The following is a 26797-nucleotide window of genomic DNA, read 5'->3' on the forward strand; positions in this document are numbered from 1 at the left end:
AGCCTCCAGGGGGAGTCGGGGTGTCAGCGGACGGGCGTGCCGTCCGGGTACAGCTGCATCTGCGGCCGGCCCGTCACCAGCAGCCAGGCCGGCAACGAGGCGACGCACAGCAGGGCGAGGATCTCCGGCGAGTCGATCAGCACCGCGGCGACGAACAGGCTGATCCAGCCCTGCCGGGTGATGGCCAGCAGCATCCCGAGCACACCGGCCGACACGCCCACCGACGGATGCACCCCGGACACCAGGGCGTGCGCGCACAGCCCGAGGGCCGTGCCGGCGAACACGGCCGGGAAGATGCGCCCGCCGCGGAACCCGCAGGACGCGGCGACGAGCAGCGCGGCCAGCTTCACCACCGTCATGACGGCGAACTCCCCGGCCGACCAGCCGTCCGGGTCGTGCGCCAGCTCAGCGACCTCGTCGAGCCCCTTGAACAGCGTCAGATGGCCGCCCAGGGCCGCGAGAGCGCCCAGCACGGCCCCGCCCGCCGGGAGCATCAGCATCGGGTGCCGCAGCCGGCGGAAGACACCGTGGACGTACGGGAGCGCGCGCACGGCGCACATGCCGAGAAGCGCGCCCGCCGCGGCGACCACGACGGCCGCCAGCAGATCCGCCCAGCCCGGCCGGCCGAAGGACGGCAGGTCCAGGTCGAAGCTCGGGCGGTCGATCAGCGTGGCGGTCAGGGCACCGGCCGCGGCGGCGGTCAGCGGCGCGAAGAGGTTGTCCCAGAGCAGGCCGCGCGTCTCCTGCCGGGACAGCACCTCGGAGATCACCAGGGCGGCCGCCACGGGCGTGCCGAACAGCGCGCCGATCGTCGCCGCCTCCGCCAGAGCCGGCCAGATCCGGCCCGGCGCGCGGGGGACGGCCCGGCCGCCCAGCCAGACCGCCAGGCCGACGTTCACGGCGATGATCGGGTTCTCGGGGCCCAGGCTCGGCCCGCCGGCCAGCGTCAGCGCGGTCGCCAGCAGCAGCCCCGGCAGCACCATGGGCGGCAGGACCGGCGCGTCCAGCCCCACGGTCGCCGGATCCGGTCCCGCGTGCCCCGGCACCTTCCACACCACCAGCCCGACGGCGACACCGGTCGCGACGAGCATCACGAACATCCACGCCACGGAGTACCGGCCGATGCCCAGGGCGTCCGGCACGGTCTTCCACAGCACGCCCTGGAGCTCCTCGGCGGCGACCTCCACCCCCACCAGGAGCAGGCTGGACATCACGCCGACGGCCACGGCGGGCAGGACCGACGGCAGCAGCAGGTGCGCGGGGGTCGACGGAGTGACGGAAGGTGCCTGCTGCTCGGTGTCGGCCACGGGCACACGATAAATGGATCAACCGTCACAAACCGGAAACGCGCGGGCGCGGGGGCCTCACTCCCGGGCCAGGACCACCGCCGTGCCGTACGCGCACACCTCGGTGCCCACGTCCGCCGCCGCCGTCACGTCGAAGCGGAACGCGAGCACACCGTTGGCTCCACGCGCGCGTGCCTGTTCGACGAGTCGTTCCATGGCCTGGTTGCGGGTCTGCACGAGCGTCTTGGTGAGCCCGCGCAACTCGCCGCCGACCATCGACTTCAGCCCGGCGCCGATCTGGCTCCCCAGGTGCCGGGAGCGCACGGTCAGTCCGAAGACCTCGCCGAGCACCTCCTGCACGCGGTGGCCGGGTACGTCGTTCGTGGTGACGACCAGGACGTCGGGCTGAGGGCCCTGTCCGCCGCCGTATTCATCGATGCCCATGGTGCACAGCTTTGACCGGGACCGCGCACAGTGCATCCTGAGTACGACCATGGAACCTGGGCCATGACGGCTGCGTTGATACTTTGAAGCAGTCAGTCCCCAGCCCGTACCCCCAGCAGCAGGAGCCACATCCCCGTGACCACGCTTGCGCTCGGCCCCGAGTGGCTCAGCCCGGACTACCTGATCTCGACGTTCAGCCTGCCGGGCATCCTGCTCATCGTCTTCGCGGAGTCGGGTCTCTTCGCGTTCCTGCCCGGCGACTCCCTGCTGTTCACGGCGGGTCTCTTCGTCGCCGAGGGCACATACATCACCCAGCCCCTGTGGCTGGTCTGCACGCTGATCGTGGTCGCCGCCGTTGCCGGCGACCAAGTGGGCTACATGATCGGCAAGTTCCTGGGCCCGAAGCTCTTCAGCCGTCCCAACTCCAAGCTGTTCAAGCAGGAGAACCTGGACAAGGCCCACGAGTTCATGGAGAAGCACGGCCCCAAGGCGATCGTCCTGGCCCGCTTCGTCCCGATCGTGCGCACCTTCGCCCCCATCGTGGCCGGCGCCGGCCGCATGAAGTACCGCACGTTCGTCACGTACAACGTCATCGGCGGCATCGCCTGGGGCACCGGCGTCACCCTCGCGGGCTACTGGCTCGGTCAGATCGACTTCATCAAGAAGAACGTCGAGTCGATCCTCGTCCTGATCGTCCTGCTCTCGGTCGTCCCGATCATCATCGAGTACCTCCGCGACCGCTCCAAGAAGAAGCGCGCCGCGTCCGAGGCCCCGGCGGCCCAGCCCCAGCCCCCCGTCATGGACGACGCGACGACCCAGCTCCGCCGCATCACCCCGCACGACCAGCCCCACCAGCAGCCGCAGCAGCCCCCGTATGGCCACCACAACGGCTACAACGACCAGCAGTACTACGGCCAGTACCCCCAGAGCCCCGGCTACGGCCACCAGCAGCAGGGCCACCAGCAGCAGGGCCAGCAGGGCCCTTACAACGGCGGCTACTGAACCGACCCTCTTGGGGGCGCGGGGAACTGCGCGAACAGCCCCCACCGGCCCGCGGCCGCCAACGGACACCAAGCCCCGAGCCCATAGGCACCCGGCGCCAGGGGGTGTCCGCGAAGTCCCGCCTGCCCCGCGACGCCCGGCACGCTCCCCCACTGCCTGAAGGGCGTGGGAGGTGCCCCCACTCGCCGCACCGGGCGAACACCCGCGTTCAACCAGTACGCGGGCGTCCGCCCGGCACTCCCCCAGCCTTCGGCCGGGGGGACCCCCAAAGCACGCACCGGACGCCGCGCGGCCCGCCCTCCGGGCGGACGACGGGACTTTGCGGACACCCCCTAGAAACCCCTGGTCCGCTTGGCGGCCCGCCGCTTCTCCGCGGAGCCGATCCGCAGGAACATCCGCGAGATCTCCGACCCCAGATTCACTCCGATGGCGATCGCCATGGCCAGAGCAACCGCCTTGGACAGGGACACCAGCCCCGCGTCCACCTCGTTCTGCGCGATCGCCAGCAGCCCGAAGTACGTCGCGGAACCCGGCAGCAACGGCCCGATCGCCGCGGTCGTGTACGGCAGAGCCGACGCGAACTGGTACCGGGACAGCAGCTGTCCGAACAAGCCCACCAGCCCGGCGGCCGCAGCCGTGGACGCCACCGGCGAGATGTCCCCGGCGTAGTGCATCGCGCCGTACACGACCCACGCGACACCCCCGTTCAGCGTCACCCACACCACGGTGGATCGTTCCTGCTGAAGCAGCACCGCGAACGCCAGCGACAACAGCATCGACGCGCCGATCAGCACCAGCGGATCGTCGGAGACCCCGAGCGCCGCGTCCGGGTTCAGCCGGGCCCCCAGCTGCACGCCGAAGTACAGCACCATCAGCACACCCGCGACGATGCCCACGAAGAAGTACAGGACCTCCAGCAGACGCGCGGACGCGGTGATGTAGAAGCCGGTCAGCCCGTCCTGCACCCCGGCCACCAGCGCCCGCCCGGGCAGCAGCGCGAACAGCCCACCGGTGATGACCGCGGAGGCCTTTACGTCCACATGGCCGAGCGTCAGCGCGACCCCGATCGCGGCCGGCGGCGTCGCGGCCACCGTGAACTGGTAGAACTCCGGCAGCCCGCGCCCCGCGCAGAGCCACGCCAGCCGGTCGCCGAGCATCGCGCCCAGCGCGGCGGCGACGAACACGATCACATCACCGCCGACGAGCACGGAGGCCGCACCCGCCAGCAGCCCGCTCGCGCCGGTCAGCGCCCAGCCGGGGTAGGGGTGCCGGTTACGGCGGATCTCGGCGAGCCGCCGGTAGGCCTCCTCCAGGGAGACCGCCGTCTCGTCGTCGCTGAGGTCGTCCACCAGCTGGTACACGGCCGCCAGCCGCGTGTAGTCGGTACCCCGGCGGCGCACGGTCCGCGACGCCGTGACCGGGTCGTCGACGAGGGACGGCTGGTAGGAGATCGCCAGCAGCGTGAAGGTGACGTTGGGCTCGCAGCGGTCCAGGCCGTACGACCGGCACACGGCGAACATGGCCGCCTCCACGTCCTCGGCGCCCTCACCGCCCGCCAGCAGCAACTCGCCGATACGCAGCGTCAGGTCGAGCACGCGCGGCACGGCCGGCCCCGAGTCGTCGCCGCCGCGCTGGCTCGGCTCCGGCGCCGGCCGCTCCGCCACCGGCATGCGCAGCATGGTGCGCATCCGGTCCTGCCAGGGCACGTCCTTGGTCAGGCTGACCTTGGGGATCCCGTTCGGCGGGGTGAACGCTATGGGGGCCTGATTCGCGCTGTACGTGCTCGGCGGCGTGAACGCCGACCCCTCCGGATCCGCCGCCGGCACCTGCGAGACGTCCAGTCCCTCCGGCAGGGCGAACTCGGACGTCACCTCGGACTCCGTACCGGTCACCTTGGGCACGGCGAGACCATCGGGGATCGCGAACTCCGACGTCGTCGACATGTCCCCGTCGACGGCGGCCCCGGCCGGAGGCAGGAACAAGCTCCTCGCCTCGTCCGACTTCGGCTTGCGGTCCTCCGCGTCCGTCACTGCCTGGCGCTCCCTGTACGACACGTAAGCCTCAGTACCCCCAGCCTCAGTATGCGCACATACAGGCGAACGGGCCGCACGCGCAGGCGTACGGCCCGTGAGCATCAGAAGGGGTCAGTGACCGCCCTGCTCCTTGAAGCGCTTGTAGGACCGCTCGATCTCGGCCTCGGCGTCCGTCCGGCCCACCCAGTTGGCGCCCTCGACCGACTTGCCGGGCTCAAGGTCCTTGTAGACCTCGAAGAAGTGCTGGATCTCCAGGCGGTCGAACTCCGACACGTGGTGGATGTCCCGCAGGTGCTCCACACGCGGGTCGTGCGCCGGCACGCACAGCAGCTTGTCGTCGCCGCCGGCCTCGTCCGTCATCCGGAACATGCCGATCGCACGGCACTGGATGAGGCAGCCGGGGAACGTCGGCTCGTCCAGGATGACCAGCGCGTCCAGCGGGTCGCCGTCCTCGCCGAGGGTGTTCTCGACGAAGCCGTAGTCGGCCGGGTAGCTGGTCGAGGTGAAGAGGCGCCGGTCCAGGCGGATCCGACCGGTCTCGTGGTCCACCTCGTACTTGTTGCGCGAACCCTTCGGAATCTCGATCGTGACGTCGAACTCCACCGGTGGCTCCTCCATGATCAACACATAGTTCTGGTGGTTAAGTGTCCCTCACGCAGGTGTGTGATCGCGAAAGGGGCTGGTGGTCGTGCCGGAGCTGCGTCCTTGGCGGGCCGCGAGGCCGCACGTGGTGCGGATCTCGAAGGCCCTGCGACCGCGCCTGGCCAGGGCCGCCGCGGCCGTGAAACCGCGGGTCGCGCGGCTCGTCCGAACCGGGAAACCGCAGGTCACGCGGGTCACGCCGAAGACCTGGCAGTACACCGCGGGCGCCGCCACCGCCGGCCTCGCACTGGCCGCCGGTGTGGTGACAGCCGCCGGCCCCTGGGACTCCTCGGGTCAGCGTACGGCCGAGCGGGACCGCGCCGTGGCCCTGGGCCGCGCGGGTGGCACAGATCACGGACGGGCCCCCGGCGCGCCCGCGCAGCCCCGGCCGGCCCCCAGCGCCGGGCCCGTGCTGACCGGCCTCGGCGGCGTCAGCACCGTGAAGTCCGCCCCGGACGGCAAGGCTCTGACGAAGACCCTCACGCCCCTGCTGAAGGACCCGGCGCTCGGCCCCCGGCCGGCAGCGGCCGTCGTGGACGTCACGACCGGCAGGCGCCTGTACGGCACGAACCCGGACGCCGCGCTCACCCCGGCCTCCACCACGAAGATCGCCACGGCGGTCGCCGCGCTGTCCGCGATGGGCGCCGACCACCGCCTCACCACCCGCGCCGCGCTGGAATCCGACACGAACGAAGTCGTCCTGGTCGGCGGCGGCGACCCCACCCTCACGGCCCGCGAGGCCTCCGACGGCTCGGCGAGCCTGCGCACCCTGGCCGACCGGACGGCCGCGGCCCTGGCCCAGCGCGGCCTCCGCGACGTGACGCTCTCCTTCGACACGACCCGCTACGCGGGCAGCCAGAAACACCCGATCGGGGTCAACCCCAATCTCGCCCCCGTCAGCCCCCTGATGGTGGACGAGGGCCGCACGGACGACTCGGCCAGTGGCCCGGTCACCCGCGTGACCGACCCGGCCGCGGACGCCGCCCGCCGCTTCGGGGACCTCCTGAAGTCCCGCGGCATCAAGACCACCGCCCCCGGCCCGTCGAAGGCCACGGCCCGCGCCAAGACCCTGGCCACGGTGTCCTCACCCCCGCTCTCGGCCCTCGTCGAACGGATGCTGACCAACAGCGACAACGACATCGCCGAGGCCCTCGCCCACCAGACGGCGATCGCCACGGGCCACCGGGCCGACTTCGCCGGCGCCGACCAGGCGATCAACGCGCAGCTCCGCAAGCTCGGTCTGCCCCTCAAGGGCGCCGCCTTCAAGGACGGCAGCGGCCTGAACCGCGCCGACCGCCTGACGGCCGGCCTCCTCACAGCCCTCCTGGCCAAGGCGGCCGACCCCGCCCACCCCGAACTCCGCCCGGCCCTCACCGGCCTCCCCGTGGCCGGCTTCACCGGCACCCTGACCACCCGCTACGCGGACGGCGCAGCCGGCGTCGTCCGCGCCAAGACAGGCACCCTGACCGGCGTGAACACCCTCGCGGGCACGGTCGTCGACCAGGACGGCCGCCTGCTGGCCTTCTCCTTCATGGCCAACGACACGACCGACCCGGCAGCGGCCCAGAAGGCCCTGGACAAGGCGGCAACGACCCTGGCGGCCTGCGGCTGCCGGTAGCACCTGCGCGGCCGCCGGCAGCCGGTCCCGCCCGGCCGTGGGCGGCCGTCCGGGTCGGCCTTGCCGTGGGCAGTCGTTCCGCTGGGGCGGAACGGGTGGGCACGGCCGGCAACGCCGAGTACCGGCCAAGACACCTCAGCCCCTGCCGACCCCACACACCGGCCACAACGCCGAGCACCCGGGAAACGAACCCGGCGACCCCCAACCCTCGCCGCCCTGCCCCAGCGGCCAGCGCTCACGTACGGTTGACGCATGACGAGCATCGGTGGTGCTTCAACCGGCATGGTCGACTGGAACCTCGCGGTCGCGACCGCGACCCGGCTCGTACGGCCGGGCCCCGACGTCAGCCGCGACGAGGCCCGGGCCGTCGTCGCGGAGCTGCGCCGGCATGCCAAGGCCTCGGAGGGACACGTCCGGGGCTTCACTCGTCTGGGCACGGAGGAGGGCCACGACACCCCCGTCCTGGTCGTCGACCGCCCGGGCTGGATCCGGGCGAACGTCGCCGGCTTCCGGGAACTGCTGAAGCCCCTGCTCGACAAGATGCAGGACCGGCGCGGCAACACCCCCGGCGGCGCGGTCATGAGCGCCGTGGGCGGCAAGGTCACCGGCGTGGAGCTGGGCATGCTCCTGTCCTTCCTGGCCTCCCGCGTCCTCGGCCAGTACGAGACCTTCGCCCCGGCCACGCGCCAGCTCCCGGCCGGGGAGAACGGCGGCGGCCGGCTCCTGCTCGTCGCCCCGAACGTCGTGCACGTGGAGCGCGAACTCGACGTCGATCCGCACGACTTCAGGCTCTGGGTGTGCCTGCACGAGGAGACGCACCGTACGCAGTTCACGGCCGTGCCCTGGCTGCGCGACCACCTCGAGGGCGAGATCCAGTCCTTCCTGGGCGAGACCGACGTCGACCCCATGACCGTCCTGGAACGCGTACGGGAGGCCGCACAGAGCCTCGCCGGGGGCCGTCCCGAGGCCGAGGAGGACGACGGGGGCCGCTCCCTCGTCGAGATCGTGCAGACCCCCGCACAGCGCGAGATCCTCGGCCGCCTCACGGCCGTGATGTCCCTGCTGGAGGGCCACGCCGACTTCGTGATGGACGGTGTCGGACCGGACGTCGTACCGAGCGTCGGGGAGATCCGCGAGAAGTTCCAGCAGCGCCGCGCCAAGGGCGCCTCCCGCCTGGACCTGGCCCTGCGCAAGCTGCTCGGCCTGGACGCCAAGCTCCGCCAGTACCGGGACGGCGAACGCTTCGTACGGGCCGTCGTCGACGAGGTCGGCATGGACGGCTTCAACCGCGTGTGGACCTCGCCCAACACCCTCCCCACCAAGACGGAGATCGCCAAACCGGCGGACTGGATCGCGCGGGTGCACCGCAGGACCGAGTAGTGAACACGGTGGCAAGGTCGTGAAAGGAAACGGGCCGACGGCAGGCGAACGCCCCTTCAATCACCCGTCCGAGGGACCGTGAGCCAGGGGTAGGCGTGCAATGCTCGGGGAACGGCCCGATTCTGTCACCATTTACACACTCTGCGTGACCGGCACTCGGGTTCACCCCCCGAAAACTTCATGAAGGGAACCGGACATGGGTCCCCATCCTGCGGTCGCGGCGATACGCCTGGCGGTCCGCCGCGTCCTCCACGACCTCCTCACCGAACACCGCACCACCACCGCCGCACTCCCGCACGCCCTCTCGCACGAGCCGCCGCCCCCGCCGCTCGTGCTCGTGGCATGCTCCGGCGGCGCCGACTCCATGGCCCTCGCCTCCGCCCTCGCCTTCGAGTCCCCCAAGCTCGGCATCAGAGCGGGCGGCGTGACCGTCGACCACGGCCTCCAGCCCGGCTCCGACGTACGGGCCGCGGAAGTCGTCCTGCGCCTGCGCGAACTCGGCCTCGACCCGGTCGACTCCGTCGCCGTGACCGTCGGCCGCGCGGGCGGACCCGAAGCCGCCGCCCGCGACGCCCGCTACGCCGCACTCGACACCGCCGCCGAATGCCACGGCGCCGCCGCGGTCCTGCTCGGCCACACCCGGGACGACCAGGCCGAAACCGTCCTGCTCGGCCTCGCCCGGGGCTCCGGGATCCGCTCCCTGTCCGGAATGGCCGCGGTCTCGGGGGCCGGCGGCCGTTACCGGCGGCCCTTCCTGGAACTCGACCGGCAGACCGCCCGCAAGGCCTGCATGGTCCAGTCGCTGCCCGTCTGGGACGACCCCCACAACGCCGACCCGGCCTACACCCGCTCCCGGCTGCGCCACGAGGGCCTGCCCGCCCTGGAGAAGGCCCTCGGCAAGGGCGTCGTCGAGGCCCTCGCCCGTACGGCCCACCTCTCCCGCGACGACGCCGACGCCCTCGACTCCTGGGCCGCCCAGGCCGAGGCCACCGTCCGCGACGCCGCCGGGCAACTGGAGTGCGCGAAGCTCTACGCCCTGCCGCCCGCCGTACGCCGCCGAGTGCTGCGCCGGGCCGCCATCGCAGCCGGTGCCCCGGCCGGTTCGCTGTTCGCCCGGCACCTCGAGGAAGTCGACCGGTTGATCACCGGCTGGCGTGGTCAGGGTGCCATCAACCTCCCCGGCAAGGTCGTGGCCCGGCGGCAGGGTGGCAGACTGGTGATTCGGCAAGGCTGAATCACGTCCCCCTCCGAGCATTCGGTGGAGGGGCCGCTCAGTCAGGGACGACCGAAAGTGATGCGGGTGGACGCGAAAGACATGGGTGCCGACCTTCAGCAGGTACTCATCACCAAGGAAGAGATCGACGCCAAGCTGGCCGAACTGGCCGCGAAGATCGACGCGGAGTACGCGGGCAAGGACCTGCTGATCGTCGGCGTCCTCAAGGGCGCGGTGATGGTCATGGCCGATCTCGCCCGGGCGCTGTCCACCCCCCTCACCATGGACTGGATGGCCGTATCCTCGTACGGGGCGGGCACCCAGTCCTCCGGTGTGGTGCGGATCCTCAAGGACCTCGACACCGACATCAAGGGCAAGCACGTCCTCATCGTCGAGGACATCATCGACTCCGGCCTGACCCTGTCCTGGCTGATCTCCAACCTCGGCTCGCGCGAGCCCGCCTCCCTGAAGGTGTGCACGCTGCTGCGCAAGCCCGAGGCCGCGAAGGTCGCCATCGACGTGGAATGGGTCGGCTTCGACATCCCCAACGAATTCGTCGTCGGATACGGGCTCGACTACGCCGAGAAGTACCGCAACCTCCCGTTCGTCGGTACGCTCGCGCCCCACGTGTACGGCGGCTGACATTCCGGCCGGGGTGCCGTACCGGTGATCGGGAACCCCAGCGGGCTTCCCGCCGTTGGAGCATGCGTAGACGGATCGCCAGTCGTCCCACGCGGCTTCAGGTGACAATGCTGGGGTACCGTCCGAAGAACAGCCTTTATCAAACTCACTATGGCAGGAGGGACGGGGCGGCACCGCTCCGTATGGATGGACGTGAAGCGATACTTCCGTGGGCCGGTCATGTGGATCGTGCTGGCCGTCCTTGCCGTGGTCGTGTTGATGCAGGTCGTCGGCTCGTCCGGCGGCTACAAGACGGTGGACACCGGCCAGGTCGTCCAGGCGATCAATGACAACAAGGTCGAGTCGGCCAAGCTGACCACCGGCGACGAGCAGACCATCAAGGCCTCGCTCAAGGACGGCGTAAAGATCGAGGGCAGCTCGAAGATCCAGGCGAGCTACATCGGCGACCAGGGCGTGACGATTGCCAACACGCTCCAGGCGAAGTTCCAGGACAAGCAGATCCCGGACGGCTACACGGTCTCGCCGTCCAAGCAGAACCCGTTCGTCGGGATCCTGCTCTCGCTGCTCCCCTTCGTCCTCATCGTCGTCGTCTTCCTGTTCCTGATGAATCAGATGCAGGGCGGCGGCTCCCGAGTCATGAACTTCGGGAAGTCCAAGGCGAAGCTCATCACCAAGGACACCCCCAAGACGACGTTCTCGGACGTCGCCGGTTCGGACGAGGCCGTCGAGGAGCTCCACGAGATCAAGGAGTTCCTCCAGGAGCCGGCCAAGTTCCAGGCCGTCGGCGCCAAAATTCCCAAGGGCGTGCTGCTGTACGGCCCGCCCGGTACCGGCAAGACCCTGCTCGCGCGTGCCGTCGCGGGCGAGGCCGGGGTGCCGTTCTACTCGATCTCCGGTTCCGACTTCGTCGAGATGTTCGTCGGTGTCGGTGCCTCCCGGGTCCGTGACCTGTTCGAGCAGGCCAAGGCGAACGCACCGGCGATCGTCTTCGTCGACGAGATCGACGCGGTCGGCCGCCACCGCGGCGCCGGCCTCGGCGGTGGTCACGACGAGCGCGAGCAGACCCTGAACCAGCTGCTCGTCGAGATGGACGGCTTCGACGTCAAGGGCGGCGTGATCCTCATCGCCGCGACGAACCGGCCCGACATCCTCGACCCGGCGCTGCTGCGTCCCGGCCGCTTCGACCGGCAGATCGCCGTCGACCGCCCGGACATGCAGGGCCGTCTGGAGATCCTCAAGGTTCACCAGAAGGGCAAGCCGGTCGCTCCGGACGTCGACCTGTCGGCCGTCGCCCGCCGTACGCCCGGTATGACGGGTGCCGATCTGGCCAACGTGCTGAACGAGGCCGCCCTGCTGACGGCCCGCAGCGACCGGAAGCTGATCGACAACCACATGCTGGACGAGGCGATCGACCGTGTGGTCGCGGGCCCGCAGAAGCGGACCCGGATCATGTCGGACAAGGAGAAGAAGATCACCGCGTACCACGAGGGCGGACACGCCCTGGTCGCGGCGGCCTCGCCGAACTCCGATCCCGTCCACAAGATCACGATCCTGTCGAGAGGCCGCGCCCTCGGCTACACGATGGTGCTGCCGGACGAGGACAAGTACTCGACCACGCGCAACGAGATGCTGGACCAGCTGGCTTACATGCTGGGCGGTCGCGCGGCCGAGGAGCTCGTCTTCCACGACCCGACGACGGGTGCCGCCAACGACATCGAGAAGGCCACGGGCCTGGCCCGGGCGATGGTCACGCAGTACGGCATGACCGAGCGTCTCGGCGCGATCAAGTTCGGTGGCGACAACACCGAGCCCTTCCTCGGACGTGAGATGTCTCACCAGCGCGACTACTCGGAAGAGGTCGCCGCGCTGGTCGACGAAGAGGTCAAGAAGCTCATCGAGACCGCGCACAACGAGGCCTGGGAGATCCTGGTCGAGAACCGCGACGTCCTCGACAACCTCGTACTGCAGCTGCTGGAGAAGGAGACGCTGGGCAAGGAGGAGATCGCCGAGATCTTCGCCCCGATCGTCAAGCGCCCGCCCAGGCCCGCCTGGACCGGCTCCTCCCGCCGCACGCCGTCCACCCGCCCGCCGGTCCTCTCCCCCAAGGAGCTGGCCCTGACGAACGGGGCGAACGGCGCGACGCCGGCCATCACCACCGCGAAGAGCACCGCGGCGGAGCCCGCCCCGGCGCCCGAGCGAGCCCCGGAGGACCGCCCCGAGAGCTGACCCGCTCTCCCGGTGGCCCCACCGGCCCGGAATGGATGCCGCGCCCCCCAGGTTTTAGCCTGGGGGGCGCGGCTTTCCGCCATGTGTGCAGGCCGCCCCGTGATGGACACAGGAACGAGGCACCAGATGACCGACCCCGTGACGCTGGACGGCGAGGGCCATATCGGCGAGTTCGACGAGAAGCGGGCCGAGAACGCCGTACGGGAGCTGCTGATCGCGGTCGGCGAGGACCCTGACCGGGAGGGGCTTCGAGAGACGCCGGCGCGGGTGGCGCGGGCGTATCGGGAGCTTCTGGCCGGGCTTCGGCAGGAGCCGGAGGATGTCCTTACGACTACGTTCGACCTGGGGCACGATGAGATGGTCCTGGTCAAGGACATCGAGATCGTTTCCCTCTGTGAGCATCATCTTCTGCCGTTCCACGGCGTAGCCCACGTGGGGTACATCCCGGCCGAGACTGGCAAGATCACCGGCCTGTCGAAGCTGGCGCGTCTCGTCGAGGTGTTCGCCCGGCGGCCGCAGGTGCAGGAACGACTCACCACGCAGATCGCCGACTCCCTCATGAAGATCCTTGAGGCGCGGGGCGCCATCGTCGTCATCGAGGCCGAGCACATGTGCATGTCCGTGCGCGGCATTCGCAAGCCGGGGGCCAAGACCACGACATCGGCGGTCCGCGGCCAGCTTCGGGATGCCACGACCCGGGCCGAGGCGATGAGCCTGATACTGGCGCGCTGACCGGATTGTCAGTGGTGCTCTGTATCGTCCCTGATCAGTGAGGTTGATCGCTGGTCGGGGGTTGCGATGGGGTACGGCCTGCCGAGCAAGACGCTGAACGCCGTCGGTGGCCGTCTCAGGGCGCGGAACGTCAAGGTGGGCTGCCGTCTGTGGACCTTGGAGGGGAGCGAACGGTCCCCACGACGGTCAAGGAGGTGACGATTCTCCGGGTCTGGGAGGTCGTGGACGTAGTGACCGATCAGGTGACGATGAGGGCTTCGCTTCCCGGTATGCGGCCTGTCTGACGGCGGCCACCGGGCTGCCCGCTCGGCCGCAAGCGGTGACACGGCCTTCCGGTTACCTGCAGCGACTGGCTTTGTTCACGAGTTGCGTCAGCAGTTGTACATGGGTTTGGGAGGCGCCCAGATCCACGGTTGGGTGATGTTCACGAGTTTTGTCAGCGCTGGGGTACTTGCCAGGACAGCATCGGGGGTGTTCCCGGTGAAAGGTCCCGGTCATGCCGCAGATGTCGAAGGTCGAGCTGTACGCGGCGATCCGGCGGGACCACCGGGCCGACATGACGATGCGGGAGCTGGAGCGCAAGTACAACGTCGCCTGGCGGACGGTCCGCAAGGCCCTGAACTCCGCGTGGCCAGAGCCGCGCAAGCCGCTGCCGCCGCGGCCGTCGGCGCTCGATCCCTACAAGGCGATGATCGACGAGATCTTGCGGGCTGACCTGGACGCGCCGCGCAAGCAGCGGCACACGGTCACGCGGGTCTTCCACCGGCTGGTCGACGAGCACGGCGCGAACGTGTCGTATCCGATGGTCAGGCGCTATGTCACTGACCGGAAGCCGCAGATCGCTGTGGAGGCGGGCAAGGCGCCCATTGAGGCGTTTGTCCCGCAGACCCACCCGCCGGGGATGGAGGCGAAGGTCGACTTCGGCGACGTGGCCGTGCGGCTCGCCGGCGAGCTGGTGACCTGCTACTTGTTCTCCTTCCGCCTGTCGTATTCGGGCAAGGCGGTCCACCGGGTGTTCGCCTCTGTCGGCCAGGAAGCCTTCTTCGAGGGTCACGTGCACGCGCTGCGGGTGCTGGGCGGTGTCCCGCGGGGTCGGGTGCGCTATGACAACCTCAAGGCCGCCGTCGCCCAGGTGCTGGGGCTGAGCCGGGCGAGGACGGAGACCGACCGGTGGATCGCGTTCCGGTCGCACTTCGGCATCGAGAGCTTCTACTGCCGCCCGGGCATCGACGGGGCCCACGAGAAGGGCGGGGTCGAGGGGCAGATCGGCTACTTCCGCCGCAATCACTTCACGCCGGTTCCGGAGGTTTCCTTGCTGGAGGAGCTGAACGAGATGGTCGAGCAGTGGGACCTGCATGACGGCCGGCGCCGGATCGGCTCGCGGCCGCGGACGATCGACGAGTACTTCGCCGTCGAACAGCCGCTGCTGATGCCGCTGCCGGATGAGCCGTTCCAGGGTCGACCGCTACAGCCAGATCACCGTCCGCACCAACCGCTACTCGGTGCCCGTCCGCCTGATCGGCAAATGCGTCCGGGTCGTGCTGCACGCCTCTCACCTGGTAGTTTACGACCAGAACGTGGAAGTCGCCCGGCCATGAGCGGCTGATCGCCAAGGCCAGCTGCCGCCTGGAGCTGGACCACTACCTCGAAGCCCTGATCCGCAAGCCGGGCGCCTTCCCCGGCGCCACCGCCCTCGAACAGGCCCGCCAAGTTCACCCCCGTCCACGACGCCTGGTGGGCCCAGGCCCGCAAGGTCCACGGCGAGCGGGACGGCACCCGGGCCCTGATCGAGGTGCTGCTGCTGGGCCGCATCCCGCACGAGCACCTGGTCGCCGGGCTGGCCGCCGCCCTGCGGGCCGGGGCCCTGACCGCGGACGCGGTCGCGCTGGAGGCCCGCAAGGCTGCCCAGGCCGAGGACGAGCCGCTCGTCACCGGTTCGGGACAGACGCCGGGAAACGTGACGTTCCTGCACGAGTGGCGTCTTGCACACCTGCCGCCGGACACCAGGCCGCTGCCCTCGGTGACCCCCTATGACCAGTTGCTCCGACGCCGTCGCGCCAGCGGCGGCGCTCACCGAGAGCAAGAAGCCCAGTGACCCTGCCCCGCCAGCGAGGCTTGACCGAGCAGGCCGCCGACGCAGCCATCGACACCGCCTGCCGCATGCTGCGGCTGCCGTCGATCCGCCACGAGTTCGCCGACATCGCCGACCGGGCGGTGAAGGACCAGATGACCTACCGCGGCTTCCTCGCCGAACTGCTGATGGCCGAGTGTGACGACCGGGCCCGCCGCCGCTCGGAGCGGCGGATCAAGGCGGCCGGCTTCCCGCGGGAGAAGTCGCTGCGGACCTTCGACTTCGACGCCAACCCGAACATCGACCCGGCCCCGATCCACACTCTCGCCTCCTGCGAGTGGATCAAGAAGGGGCAGCCGCTCTGCCTGATCGGCGACTCCGGCACCGGCAAGTCGCACATGCTGATCGCCCTCGGGACGGAGGCGGCGATGAAGGGCTACCGGGTCCGCTACACACTGGCGACGAAGCTGGTCAACGAACTGGTCGAGGCCGCCGACGAAAAGCAGCTGAACAAAACCATCGCCCGCTACGGACGCGCCGACCTGCTCTGCATTGACGAGCTGGGATACATGGAGCTCGACCGGCATGGCGCCGAACTGCTCTTCCAGGTCCTGACCGAGCGCGAGGAGAAGAACAGCGTCGCCATCGCCTCCAACGAGTCCTTCGGCGGTTGGACCAAGACCTTCACCCACCCCGCCTCTGCGCGGCCATCGTCGACCGCCTGACCTTCAACGGCACGATCATCGAGACCGGCACCGACTCCTTCCGCCTCGCCAGCACCCGGGCACGAGCCGAGGCACCCACCGAGGCTGGCTGACCCTGCAGGCTCCTACCCGACGGCCCGCCGCCCTCAGCTCTTCCGCTCGCTCAGGACACAGAACTCGTTGCCCTCCGGGTCGAGGAGCGTCACCCAGTGCTGCTCGTCCTGCACGGTGTCGGCGCGCCGGGCACCGAGGGAGAGCAGCCGGGCGACCTCGGCCTCCTGGTCGTTGGGGCGGAAGTCGGGGTGCAGCCGATTCTTCGACGTCTTGCCCTCGGGGACAGGCACGAAGAGCAGTCCCGGCATCTGGTCCGGCTCAGGCCGGATCTCGATGATCTCCTCGGATTCGTCGACCACTACCCAGCCGAGAGCCTCGGCCCACCAGCGCCCGAGAGCGACGGGGTCGGCGGAGTCGACGATGATCTGTTCCCATTCCAGTGCCATGGGTCTGAGCATAGACAGGACCGGCGGCCCACCCGTCCTCCGTCGAGGGGCGGGCCGTCCCGCGCAGTGACGTCATTTCTCGTGAACAACCACGGCACCGCCGACCCACCAGCTGCCTTCCGAACCGACGAACAAACGCTGCCGCTTGAAGTGAACAAAGCCAAGCGACAGATCCCGGGCTTTCGTGTACCTGTGGTCGCGTCGTACCTGGCCGACCTGGTGAGGCAATACGTGGGCGGGGACTGGCATCAATGCGGCAGAGGGTCCCTCGGGTTGTCCTTCGGGACAGGGAGACACTCGAGGGCTTTCTGGACGGATACGCGGACGGCGACGGGTACCGGCTCAAGAACTGGTCCGTCTCGACGCCCACCCCGGCTTCCTGGTCAACGGGCACGTCGCCCGCCAGCCCTGGTGAGCTCAGGGACGTCACACGGTCGGGGCCGCGCCCGTGCCCTCGTGTTCGTCGTCGTCCGGGAGCTTGCAGACGCGCTCCAGGAAGATGGCCGCCGCTATGACGCCGATGCCCGCGAGGACGGAGAGGCCGGCGTAGATGGCCTGGTCGCGGCGGGCGGGGATGTCGAGGGACTCCAGTAGGAAGACGCCGGTGCCGCCGTACATGCCGGCGACGAGGGCGGCGACCAGGGCGCTGGCCTGGCCGAAGACGACCGCGCGGGCCGCCATCATGGGGTCGACGCCCTTGGCGTCGGGCTGCCGCTCGCGCTGGGCCTTGAGGCGGGCGCGCAGCGAGAGCGCCGTGGCCAGCAGGACCACGGCGATCAGGGCCAGGACGATGGGGGCGGCCAGGGGGACGCTGGGGAGCGTGCCGATCGAGTTCCACAGGCGGGCGCCCGCCCAGGACAGGACTCCGGCCACGACGAAGACGCCGACCAGCACCCTGATGCGCAGCTCTTTCACAGTGTCCCTTCGGTTCCCCCGGCTCGGGCCCGGTTGTACAGCCGTCTCGACCTTAACGGCTACTCGGGCAGCCGGAGTTCCAGGTCGGTGCGCGGCGCCACGCCCTCGCGGGTGACGGAGTCCAGCAGACCGGCGACGGGGCCGCGGCCGGGCAGCTGCGCCTCGGGGTCCAGGTCGTGCCAGGGAGCCAGGACGAAGGCGCGCTCGTGGGCGCGGGGGTGGGGGAGGGTGAGCTGCGGGTCGTCGGAGACGACATCGGCGTAGGACACGATGTCGACGTCCAGGGTGCGGGGGCCCCAGCGCTCGTCCCGGACGCGGTGGAAGGCCTCCTCGACCGCGTGCGCGCGCTCCAGCAGCGAGGAGGGCGGGAGGGTGGTCTTGAGGACCACGACCGCGTTGAAGTAGGCGGGCTGGCTGCCGGGGTCCACGCCCCAGGGCTCGGTCTCGTAGACCGGGGAGACGGCCTTGATGCGGAGGCCGGGGGTGTCCTCCAGGGCGTCGATGGCGCCCTGGAGGGTCTCCAGGCGGTTGCCGAGGTTGGAGCCGAGGGCGACCACGGCCATTTTCGGATTGCTGAGCGTGGTGTCGGCGGCGTCGACCTTCTCGACGACGGAGGCGGGCACCGGCTGTACGGTCGGGTCGCTGGGACCCTTGAGGAAGGGCGCGGTCATACTCGGCTCCGGGTGATCGTGACGGTCACGTCGTCGAAGGGGACGGTGATCGGGGCGTCCGGCTTGTGGACGCATACCTCGACCTGCCGCACCCCGTCGTGCTTCAGACATACCTGGGCGATGCGCTCGGCGAGCGTCTCGATGAGGTTGACGGGCTCGCCCTGGACGACGGCCACGACCTCCTCGGCCACGATGCCGTAGTGCACGGTCTTCGCCAGGTCGTCGTCGGCCGCGGCCGGCCGGGTGTCCAGGCCGAGGACGAGGTCCACGATGAAGGTCTGGCCCTCCTCGCGTTCCCTCGGGAACACACCGTGGTGCCCGCGGGCCTTCAGGCCGCGCAGCGCGACACGATCCACGCGAATCACTCCTGCAATCGTCGGTGCCGGCCGGTCCGTGCCGTGTGCGGGCGGCACACCGGCCTCAGTCGAATCTACCTGCGAGCCCGGGCGGGGCCGGGCCTCGGGGGCGTGGGCCCGGACGGGACCCGGCAGGATTCACCCGGCGTTTCCCCTGGGGAACCCGGCTGCTCACGGGTTGGTAGCCGCCCATACCCGAGGGTCCGTGATTCCAACCACTTCCTGGCACGTACCCACTCAGGCGGGGGGTTCGTCCTGCTCGTCCTCGTCGGTTTCGGCCAGAACGGGGGAAGCGTGGTGCGACCAGAGTTTCCACCCCGCGGGCGTGCGCCGGAACACGTTCGTGGCGACCACGAGCTGTCCGACGAGCGGGCCGAGCTCCTCGTCCTCGCCCTGGGGGGCGGGGCCGCCGCTGAGGATGTTCTCCGTGCAGGTCACCAGGGCGGTGTCGCCGGTGACGGAGACGTGCACGTCGGTCAGGAAGAACTGGATGTAGTCGGTGTTGGCCATGATCAGCGCGTACGACCGGAGGACCTCGCCGCGTCCGGTGAGCACGGGCCAGCCGGGGTGCACGCAGGAGACCACGCCGGTGTCGGCCGGGTCGTGGTACGTCTCGTCGACGCCCAGGTCGGAGGGGGTCAGCCAGAGCGACGCCAGTTCCTCGAAGTCGCCCTGCTCCAGTGCCTCGTAGAAGGCGGTGTTGGCGGCCTCGACCTGCTCGACGTCGGTGTGCGGGGCGCTCACCGGGTTCCTTCTGCGCCGGTGCGTGCCGTCGTGATGGCGCGGGCGACGCGTACGGCGTCCGCGGTGGCGCGCACCTCGTGCACGCGGACCGCCCACGCGCCGGCGTGCGCCGCGAGCGCGGAGACGGCGGCGGTGGCGGCGTCACGTTCGCGGGCGGGCGGTGGCGGGCCGTCCGGGCCGGCCAGGACCCGGCCGAGGAAGCGTTTGCGGGAGGCGGCGACGAGCAGCGGGTGGCCGAGGGCGAGGACCCGGTCGAGGCCCGCGAGGAGCGCGAGGTCGTGCTCGGCGTCCTTGGAGAAGCCGAGGCCCGGGTCGACCACGACCCGGTCGGGGGCGATGCCGCCCGCCAGGACGGCCTCCACGCGCGCGTGGAGTTCGTCGACGACCTCGGTGACGACGTCGGCGTACTCGCCGCGGACGTTGCCGCCCTGGAGGAAGCCGCGCCAGTGCATGACGACGAACGGGGCACCGGCGTCGGCGACGGCCGGGATCATGCGGGGGTCGGCGAGGCCGCCGCTGACGTCGTTGACGAGGGCGGCGCCCGCCGCGAGGGCCCGTTCGGCGACGGAGGCGCGCATGGTGTCGACCGAGACGGTGACGCCCTCGGAGGCCAGGCCGCGGACGACGGGGACGACCCGCCGGAGTTCCTCGGCCTCGTCCACCCGGGTGGCGCCGGGGCGGGTCGACTCGCCGCCGACGTCGACCAGGTCCGCGCCCTCGGTGACGAGGTCGAGGCCGTGTTTGACGGCGGCCGTGGTGTCGAAGAAGCGGCCGCCGTCGGAGAAGGAGTCGGGGGTGACGTTCACGACTCCCATGACCGCGCAGCGGTCCCATTCCGGTAGGCCCGCCACGCGCCCGCGTCCGCTCTGGTTGCTCATATGTTCAGCGTAGGCCCAGGGGACGGCCGTCAGGCGCTGCGCCCCGGCTCTGTCCCGACAGGTCACGCCGCTCTGACGCTCCGTTCCGTCGTCGTGCCGTGGGCGCAGGGGCGGCGGCCGGCCGGGCGACGGCGGCGCAGGAACCGCGGCAGCGGCAGCGCCAGGTTGACGAAGCCCTCGGCCTGCATGGCGGCGAAGCCGATGCGGGGCAGGTCTCCGGAGGCCCGGTAGACGACGAAGCGGGGCTCCCAGCGCGGCTGGAACTTCGCGTTGAACTTGTACAGCGACTCGATCTGGAACCAGCGGGAGAGGAAGACGAGCAGTCCGCGCCAGGCGCGCAGCACCGGGCCGGCGCCGATCTTCTCGCCGCGGGCCAGCGCCGAGCGGAACATGGCGAAGTTGAGGGAGACGCGCGCGATGCCGAGCTTCGGGGCGGCCTGGAGGGCGGCCACGATGAGCAGTTCGTTCATGCCGGGGTCGGCCGAGCGGTCGCGGCGCATGAGGTCGAGGGAGGCGCCGTCGGTGCCCCAGGGCACGAAGTGCAGGATCGCCTTCAGGTCGCCGTAGGGGCCGGGGTGGTCGTCCTGCTTGTGGGCGGTGGCGATGAGGCAGTCGCCGTCGGCGGGGTCGCCGACGCGGCCCAGGGCCATGGAGAAGCCGCGCTCGGTGTCGGTGCCGCGCCAGTCGTCGGCGGCGCGCCGGATGCGCTCCAGCTCGGCCTCGCCGACGTCACGGACACGTCGTACCCGGGTCTCGTAACCGGCGCGCTCGATGCGTTTGACCATCTGGCGCACGTTGCGCATCGCGCGGCCGGCGAGGGAGAAATCCGCGACGTCCACCACCGCCTCGTCGCCCAGTTCGAGGGCGTCGAGCCCGGTCTCGCGGGTCCACACCTCGCCGCCGGTCTCGGAACAGCCCATCACGGCCGGTGTCCAGGAGTGGGCCCTGGCCTCGTCCATGAACCGTTCGATGGCGCCGGGCCAGGCCTCGACGTCGCCGATCGGGTCGCCGCTGGCGAGCATCACGCCGGAGACCACGCGGTACGTCACGGCCGCCTTGCCGCTGGGGGAGAAGACGACGGCCTTGTCGCGGCGCAGCGCGAAGTGGCCGAGGGAGTCGCGGCCGCCGTGCCGCTCCAGCAGGGCGCGCAGCTTGGCCTCGTCCTCCTCGGTGAGGTGTGCGGCCGGGTGTTCGGGCCGGAAGGCCAGGTAGATGGTGGTGACGGCGGTGAGCAGGCCGAGGGCGCCGAGCGAGAAGGCGACGGTCCAGGAGGTGTTGCCCTGGTAGTCGACCGGGCCCTCGAAGCCGAACAGGCCGTAGATGACGTGGGTGATGCGGTCGGCCAGACTGGGGTCGCCGACCATGCGCTCGGTGTGGACGCTGACGATGAGCAGGCCCAGCAGGAGCGAACCGGCGCTCATCAGGACGAAGTTGGCCAGTGCCCGCCAGCGGCTGCGCGGGTCGGGCAGGGCGTCGAACTGGTCGCGGTGGCGCAGCAGGGGTGCCAGCAGGGCCAGGGAGATCAGCACGCCCACGATCGAGTGCCGGTAGGTGAACTGCGCGACGGCACCGGCCGGCAGCAGGGCCACGGCCGCGCGCCAGGCCCGGCGCTTGCCGCGCTTGAGGCCGTGGGCGAGCAGCAGCAACAGCACGCCGGTGCTGAGGGACAGGGCGGCCGCGAACGGGCCGAGCGCGCCGGGCAGCACCTCGGCGATGGCGTGCATACGGCTGTGCCTGAAGCGCGGGAAGACGCCCGCGGCGATGTCCAAGGCGCCCACCAGGGCGCAGGCTCTGCCGACCAGGAGGGGGACGGCCTCGGGGCGTGGTCCGCGCAGCAGGTGGCGCACGCGGCTCATCCGGCCGGTTCCCGCCGTGGCGTTGCCACGACTCGGAACCTCGCCCGACATTTCCTCATCTGTCCTGACAGACATCGCATCCCGTAGTTCTGCGAGAGACCTTGGATCCGGTGCCGATTCGGGCATCCGGCGACATTGCGCCCTCTAGGACGGTGTCCAGGGGGAAGAGGTTCACTCCCGTCGTCAAAGCCGTTTCAAAGGCAAAGGAAAGTCTGGGACAAGCCCGTGCGAAGGTGTGAGCGCGCAGGGCGGCCCCGGACGGGAAGCGCGGACAGGTAACCACCGATGGGTCTGGGTCTCACGAGCAACAAAGTGCTGGTGCTGGCGGTGCTGTCCGCCGTGCTGCTGTTCGCCGGCACGGTCTGGCTGTGGCCACGCCTGGCCCGGCGCGGCTGGCGGGCCGTCGGCGGGCGGATCGGCCTGCTGCTCGCCACGCAGGTGGCGCTGTTCGCCGCGGTGGGGCTCGCCGCCAACCAGTCCTTCGGTTTCTACGCGAGCTGGGCGGACCTGTTCGGGCAGGAGAAGGACCAGGGCGTGGTCGTCGACCACACGCCGGACGGCAGCCCGTTGCGGGTGGTCGGCTCGCGCCGGGTGCCGGGCGCGGCCGGGGTGAGTGCCCGGGCGGGCGGCCGGATCCAGCAGATCGACATCGTGGGCCGTACGACGCACATCGCCACGCCCGCGTACGTCTATCTGCCGCCGGAGTACTTCCAGCCGCGGTACCGCACCCGTACGTTCCCCGCGGCCGTCGTGCTGACCGGTTATCCGGGCACGGCGTCGGCGCTGGTGGAGAAGCTCCACTACCCGCGCACGGCACTGGAACTGGCCCGGGCGGGCCGGATGCGGCCGATGATCCTCGTGATGCTGCGGCCGACGGTGGCGCCGCCCCGGGACACGGAGTGCGTGGACGTCCCGGGCGGTCCGCAGACCGAGTCGTTCTTCGCCAGGGATCTGCCCGACGCGTTGCGCACGCACTACCGGGTCGCCGAAAAGCCGGGCGGCCTCGGCATCATCGGCAACTCGACGGGCGGCTACTGTGCCTTGAAGATCGCCATGCACCATCCCGGTGTGTATGGCGCCGGGGCGGGTTTGTCCGCGTACTACAAGGCGCCGATCGACGCCACCACGGGAGATCTCTTCCAGGGTGACAAGGGGCTCCGGAATCGGGCCGACCTGTGGTGGTACCTCAAGCACAGGCCCGCTCCAGACACTTCACTGCTCGTCACCAGCAGCAGGTCCGGCGAGTCCAACTACAAGGACACGCTGCGGTTCATAGAGCGGGTGGAGGCCACCGGGCGGACGCGGATCTCGTCGATCATCCTGGAGAGCGGCGGGCACAACTTCAACACCTGGCGGCGCGAGATTCCGGCGACGCTGGAGTGGATCGGCGAGCGGCTGAACGGCCGCTGAAAACGATCTTGGGAATTGAAAGAAGGGCCGATTCCGCTTCTTCCCGGGTAACGATGCCGTGTGAACGCTTCGCATGGCTTTGTTTTTGCGGGGTGGCTCACCAAGATTCGCCTACGCGCGGTAAGTTTCTGGCCATGCCACGTGGACGTCACCGCCATTCCCCGCCCTTGCACAGGCTGCTGCCCCCGTCGGCGATCGCAGGCGTCTCCCTCGTCTGCGCCCTGGGGCCCTGGGTGTTCACGGAGCCGACGGTGCTCCGTGGTCTGGCCGCGGCCGCCGCGGCGACGGCGGTCGTCGGCGCGGTCGTGCTCCGCCGCTGGGACATCCAGGCGGGCAAACGCGTCGCCGACCTCACGCGCGCGCGGGCGAGCGACGAGTGGCGCTTCGAGGAGCGGGTCGCCGAACTGGAGGCCGACCTCGAGGAGTCCCGCGAGCTGCGCGCCAAGCTGGAGCAGCGGCTGCGCGCCAAGCGCACCGAACTGGCCGGGCTGCGCAACGAGCACGCCTCTCTGCTGCGCCGGTACGCCACCGCCGAGACCGAGCGGGCGAGCGTCCTGGAGGAACGCCGCGTGCTCGAGATCGAGGCGACGGCTCCGGTACGGGCCGCGCTGCCCGCGGGGGCCGTCCAGGCGACGGACGCTCCGGCGGAGGGGGACGAGGCGGCTGCCACCACCGCAGCCGAGGGCCTCGCCGTCGACGAGCAGACGGCGATTCCCGCCGTGTTCTCACCGGAGGGCTCCCGGCTGTTCCTGCGGGCCGCGGCGGCGCTCGCCCGGCTCGACAGCGACTCCGCCCCGGACCCGGACGGGGGCGGCGACGGCGACGGCGTACCGAAGGGCGACGACGCGGAGCCCGCGGGGGACGACCGGAAGGACGACCAGCGGGAGCAGACGAAGGACGCCGAGGAGGACCAGCCGCAGGGGCAGTCAGAGGCGGTCGCCGGGCACGAGCGGGCGGCCGCCGAGACCTCCACGGCCGCCGGGACCTCCACGGCGGCCGGCACCTCCGCGGCCCCCGGGACCGAGGCCGAGCGCCCTGTGCAGCCTGCCTCCTCGGGGCACTACACCGTGCCGACCGCCGTGGCCGTGGCACCGCAGACGCCGGTGCGGCGCCCCCTGGCCGAAGGCGGGTTCGACTTCTTCGGCACCAAGCAGGAGACGTCACGGGCCGCCCTGGAGGCCGTGCAGAACGAGGACCTGGCCGATGTCGTCGGCCAGGAGGCCCTCGCGCTGCACAAGGCCGAGGCGGAGGCCGGGTACAAGTCCGCCGACGAGGAGTCGCGCGGGATCGGCCAGGTCATCGACCTGACGGCGCATGACGAGACGGAGCAGATCGATGTGCAGGGGCTGCGGAGCGCGGTTTCCTGACACAGCACTTCATTCCTGACAGGGCACTTCAGGTTCCTGACAGGGCACTGCAGAGAAAGGCCCCCGGCTTCGGCCGGGGGCCTCTCCGCGTCATGCGGTGTCACGCCATCCAGCGGTCCGGCCGCGCGTCCCTGCGTCCCGTCCGTGACCGCTCCGCCTGTGCCGCCAGCAGCTCGCGTGCCTCGGTCGCGTCCCGCAGCCGTGCCCTCACCGTCTTGTTCGCGCCCGTGTCCACGCACACGTCGGCCACGCCCCTGGCCCGCTCCCACGGCCCCTGCGTCATCCGTACGCTCTGCACCTTCGCGTGCGGCACCAGGGCGAGGCTGCGCCGCAGCAGCCCGGACCGCGCCGCGAACACCGCGTCGGTGACGGCGAGTCCGTACCCGCGCCACCACACCGGCACGCACCACCGGGCCCGGCGCGGCGACGGCGACAGGGCCGCCTGCTCCGGCACGGTCACCCCGGGCAGCACGCGCGCGACGACCACCTCCGCGATCTCGCGCGGGGCGACCGGCACCAGCACCGAGTTGGAGGACCCCGCCACGTCCAGCTCCACGCGCACCCAGCCGCGCCGTCGCCACAGCAGGGGCTCCACGATCCGCACGGTCTGCACCCGACCCGGCGGCACCGTCTCATGGGCCCGGTCCAGCAGGCCGTGGTCGATGCGCAGCCCGTCGGGCGACTCGGCCACCGTCCAGTCGTACTCGCCGACGAACCGCCCCACGCTGCTCGCGCCCGCGGCGCCCAGCAGCGGCAGGGCGACGGCCAGGACGGTCCACACGCTCTCCGTGGCCAGCCACAGCACCGGCGGCACGACGAGCGCCGCGGCCAGCGACCCCCACGTCGCCCCGCTCAGCAGCAGCGACACGGCCAGGACGCCGGGCGGCACCCGCAGCATCTGCCGGGACGGCGCCTCGCCGACCTCGTGCGCGGTCTCCGGCGCCAATCCCGCCGCCCGGGCGAGCAGTTCGGCCCGCAGCGCACGCGCCTCGTCCGCGCCCAGGAAGGCCAGTTCGTCCTTCTTGTCGGTGCCTATGACGTCGAGTTTGAGCTTGGCGACGCCCGCGACCCGCGCGAGCAGCGGCTGGGTGACGTCGATGGCCTGGATCCGCTCCAGCCTGATGTGCGCGGTGCGGCGGAAGAAGAGGCCGGTGCGGATGCGCAGTTCGGTCTCGGTCACCGCGAAGTGCGTGAACCACCAGGAGCAGAAGCCGTACAGGGCCGCGGCCGGGACGAGCACGGCGAAACCGATGAGGAGCGTGGTCGTGGTCAGCCGGGTCAGATGGCGCTGCGCCCCGTCCGGGTCGTGCACGGCCCAGCCGATGAGGACGGCGACGGGGGCCCAGGCCCGCCGCAGCGGCGTGACGGGGTGCAGCCGCCGCTCGACGATCAATTTCCCGGCCTCGGCGGGCTCCGCGGGTTCGGCGGCCTCAGCGGCGTCGGGCGCTGTCACAGCCCCGCCGATCGGGCCTCGCCCAGCTCGGTGAGCCGGTCGCGCAGCCGTTCGGCCTCGGCCGGGTCCAGGCCCGGAATGGTCGCGTCGGTCGCCGCGGCGGCCGTGTGCAGCTGCACGCTGGCCAGCCCGAAGTGCCGCTCGACGGGCCCGGAGGTGACCTCGACCAGCTGCATCCGCCCGTACGGCACGACCGTCTCCTCGCGCCACAGCACACCGCGGCTGATCAGCAGGTCGTCGGCGCGCTCGGCGTACCGCCAGGAGCGCCAGTTGCGGCCGATCAGCACCCAGCCCCAGGCCATCAGCGCGAGTGGCGGCAGGGCGAAGGCGGCCCAGGCGGGCCCGGCCAGCAGGCCCGGCACCAGCCCGGCGGCCAGGCTGATCAGCCCCAGCCACACCACCAGCAGCAAGCGCCGCATCTTCAGCAGCCCGGGCGGCAGCGCGATCCACACCGGCCCGTCTTCGACAGCTTCCGCGGCGCCTTCGACAGCCTGCGCGGCGTCTTCGACGGCGTCCGCCGTGCTTCCGACGGCTTTCGCCGCGCTCTGCGCCTCCGCGGCGCCCGGTGTCCCCGCCGCGCCCTCTGTCCCCGTCGGCCCCGTGTCCTGCGGGCTCCCCGTCTCCATGAGGCCAGCGTACGTAGGAGAGACTGTG

The 26797-nt window shown here is 71.1% G+C and carries 22 protein-coding genes and 2 pseudogenes; 11 read left to right on the top strand and 13 right to left on the bottom strand.

From position 1 onward, the window contains the following. Window positions 1-23: 23 nt before the first annotated feature. Together ACIBL4_RS34040 and ACIBL4_RS34045 are read right to left on the bottom strand one after the other, a co-directional pair. Window positions 24-1313 (bottom strand): ion channel protein, encoded by a 1290-nt coding sequence (locus ACIBL4_RS34040; protein ID WP_399415631.1) that lies wholly within the window; start codon window positions 1311-1313, stop codon window positions 24-26. Between the two features lie 51 nt (window positions 1314-1364). Then, window positions 1365-1730: a YbjQ family protein gene (locus ACIBL4_RS34045; protein WP_399415632.1), complete on the bottom strand. Its 366-nt coding sequence runs from the start codon at window positions 1728-1730 to the stop codon at window positions 1365-1367. 135 nt (window positions 1731-1865) lie between these two features. Here ACIBL4_RS34045 and ACIBL4_RS34050 point away from each other — a divergent pair, with 135 nt between their 5' ends. Then, the gene (locus ACIBL4_RS34050; protein ID WP_399415633.1) at window positions 1866-2732 is read left to right on the top strand and encodes a DedA family protein; all 867 of its coding nucleotides are present in this window, start codon (window positions 1866-1868) and stop codon (window positions 2730-2732) included. A 332-nt stretch (window positions 2733-3064) separates the two neighbouring features. On the opposite strand, the gene ACIBL4_RS34055 is transcribed toward ACIBL4_RS34050, so the two are convergent. Further along, window positions 3065-4762: a threonine/serine exporter ThrE family protein gene (locus ACIBL4_RS34055; RefSeq protein WP_399415634.1), complete on the bottom strand. Its 1698-nt coding sequence runs from the start codon at window positions 4760-4762 to the stop codon at window positions 3065-3067. 114 nt (window positions 4763-4876) lie between these two features. After that, complete coding sequence (locus ACIBL4_RS34060; RefSeq protein ID WP_003991985.1) at window positions 4877-5368, bottom strand: inorganic diphosphatase; 492 nt, start codon at window positions 5366-5368, stop codon at window positions 4877-4879. 79 nt (window positions 5369-5447) lie between these two features. Between ACIBL4_RS34060 and dacB the strand changes: the two genes are divergently transcribed. The 8 genes and pseudogenes from dacB to istB all read left to right on the top strand — a co-directional run bounded on the left by dacB (window position 5448) and on the right by istB (window position 16106). After that, entirely contained in the window at window positions 5448-7025 is a 1578-nt protein-coding gene (dacB, locus tag ACIBL4_RS34065; protein ID WP_399415635.1) for a D-alanyl-D-alanine carboxypeptidase/D-alanyl-D-alanine-endopeptidase, read from the top strand. A 252-nt stretch (window positions 7026-7277) separates the two neighbouring features. Continuing rightward, window positions 7278-8405: a zinc-dependent metalloprotease gene (locus ACIBL4_RS34070; protein WP_399415636.1), complete on the top strand. Its 1128-nt coding sequence runs from the start codon at window positions 7278-7280 to the stop codon at window positions 8403-8405. A 196-nt stretch (window positions 8406-8601) separates the two neighbouring features. Then, a complete protein-coding gene (tilS, locus tag ACIBL4_RS34075; RefSeq protein ID WP_399415637.1) occupies window positions 8602-9639 on the top strand; it encodes a tRNA lysidine(34) synthetase TilS in 1038 nt (345 codons plus the stop codon). Between the two features lie 60 nt (window positions 9640-9699). Continuing rightward, entirely contained in the window at window positions 9700-10260 is a 561-nt protein-coding gene (gene hpt, locus ACIBL4_RS34080) for a hypoxanthine phosphoribosyltransferase (RefSeq protein WP_020270244.1), read from the top strand. A gap of 186 nt (window positions 10261-10446) precedes the next feature. Beyond that, window positions 10447-12486 carry an ATP-dependent zinc metalloprotease FtsH gene (ftsH, locus tag ACIBL4_RS34085; RefSeq protein WP_399415640.1) on the top strand — a complete coding sequence of 680 codons (2040 nt, stop codon included), beginning with the start codon at window positions 10447-10449 and terminating at the stop codon, window positions 12484-12486. Between the two features lie 126 nt (window positions 12487-12612). Next, on the top strand, window positions 12613-13218 hold the full coding sequence (folE, locus tag ACIBL4_RS34090; protein ID WP_399415641.1) for a GTP cyclohydrolase I FolE: 606 nt from the start codon (window positions 12613-12615) through the stop codon (window positions 13216-13218). Between the two features lie 505 nt (window positions 13219-13723). After that, window positions 13724-15313, top strand: a pseudogene (istA, locus tag ACIBL4_RS34095) (IS21 family transposase). Next, window positions 15310-16106, top strand: a pseudogene (gene istB, locus ACIBL4_RS34100) (IS21-like element helper ATPase IstB). The pseudogenes istA and istB overlap by 4 nt, the downstream one beginning before the upstream one ends. Window positions 16107-16139: 33 nt before the next feature. On the opposite strand, the gene ACIBL4_RS34105 reads toward istB, so the two are convergent. The 7 genes from ACIBL4_RS34105 to ACIBL4_RS34135 form a co-directional block, all read right to left on the bottom strand. Then, window positions 16140-16493 carry a VOC family protein gene (locus ACIBL4_RS34105; protein ID WP_389885845.1) on the bottom strand — a complete coding sequence of 118 codons (354 nt, stop codon included), beginning with the start codon at window positions 16491-16493 and terminating at the stop codon, window positions 16140-16142. Window positions 16494-16919: 426 nt separating this feature from the next. Next, a complete protein-coding gene (locus ACIBL4_RS34110) occupies window positions 16920-17408 on the bottom strand; it encodes a DUF3180 domain-containing protein (protein WP_399415643.1) in 489 nt (162 codons plus the stop codon). Window positions 17409-17467: 59 nt separating this feature from the next. Further along, complete coding sequence (gene folK / locus ACIBL4_RS34115) at window positions 17468-18079, bottom strand: 2-amino-4-hydroxy-6-hydroxymethyldihydropteridine diphosphokinase (protein WP_399415644.1); 612 nt, start codon at window positions 18077-18079, stop codon at window positions 17468-17470. Continuing rightward, window positions 18076-18435 (bottom strand): dihydroneopterin aldolase, encoded by a 360-nt coding sequence (folB, locus tag ACIBL4_RS34120; protein ID WP_010044305.1) that lies wholly within the window; start codon window positions 18433-18435, stop codon window positions 18076-18078. The genes folK and folB overlap by 4 nt, the downstream gene beginning before the upstream one ends. Before the next feature lie 237 nt (window positions 18436-18672). Next, the gene (locus ACIBL4_RS34125; protein WP_399415645.1) at window positions 18673-19179 is read right to left on the bottom strand and encodes a nuclear transport factor 2 family protein; all 507 of its coding nucleotides are present in this window, start codon (window positions 19177-19179) and stop codon (window positions 18673-18675) included. After that, window positions 19176-20057 (bottom strand): dihydropteroate synthase, encoded by an 882-nt coding sequence (gene folP / locus ACIBL4_RS34130; RefSeq protein ID WP_399415646.1) that lies wholly within the window; start codon window positions 20055-20057, stop codon window positions 19176-19178. Before folP ends, ACIBL4_RS34125 begins: the two co-directional genes overlap by 4 nt. Window positions 20058-20119: 62 nt before the next feature. After that, the gene (locus ACIBL4_RS34135; RefSeq protein WP_399415647.1) at window positions 20120-21964 is read right to left on the bottom strand and encodes a phosphatidylglycerol lysyltransferase domain-containing protein; all 1845 of its coding nucleotides are present in this window, start codon (window positions 21962-21964) and stop codon (window positions 20120-20122) included. A 240-nt stretch (window positions 21965-22204) separates the two neighbouring features. On the opposite strand from ACIBL4_RS34135, the gene ACIBL4_RS34140 reads away from it, so the two are divergent. Further along, a complete protein-coding gene (locus tag ACIBL4_RS34140; RefSeq protein ID WP_399415688.1) occupies window positions 22205-23323 on the top strand; it encodes an alpha/beta hydrolase in 1119 nt (372 codons plus the stop codon). A 134-nt stretch (window positions 23324-23457) separates the two neighbouring features. Next, window positions 23458-24690, top strand: a complete 1233-nt coding sequence (locus ACIBL4_RS34145; protein WP_399415648.1) for a hypothetical protein — start codon at window positions 23458-23460, stop codon at window positions 24688-24690. A 100-nt stretch (window positions 24691-24790) separates the two neighbouring features. Here the strand turns inward: ACIBL4_RS34145 and ACIBL4_RS34150 are convergent, their stop codons facing one another. Both ACIBL4_RS34150 and ACIBL4_RS34155 read right to left on the bottom strand, forming a co-directional pair. Continuing rightward, window positions 24791-26143: a PH domain-containing protein gene (locus ACIBL4_RS34150; RefSeq protein ID WP_399415649.1), complete on the bottom strand. Its 1353-nt coding sequence runs from the start codon at window positions 26141-26143 to the stop codon at window positions 24791-24793. Then, entirely contained in the window at window positions 26140-26769 is a 630-nt protein-coding gene (locus ACIBL4_RS34155) for a PH domain-containing protein (protein ID WP_399415650.1), read from the bottom strand. The genes ACIBL4_RS34150 and ACIBL4_RS34155 overlap by 4 nt, the downstream gene beginning before the upstream one ends. Between the last annotated feature and the right edge of the window lie 28 nt (window positions 26770-26797).

Origin of the sequence: Streptomyces sp. NPDC050416 (assembly GCF_044458845.1) — a bacterium.
Taxonomy (GTDB): domain Bacteria; phylum Actinomycetota; class Actinomycetes; order Streptomycetales; family Streptomycetaceae; genus Streptomyces.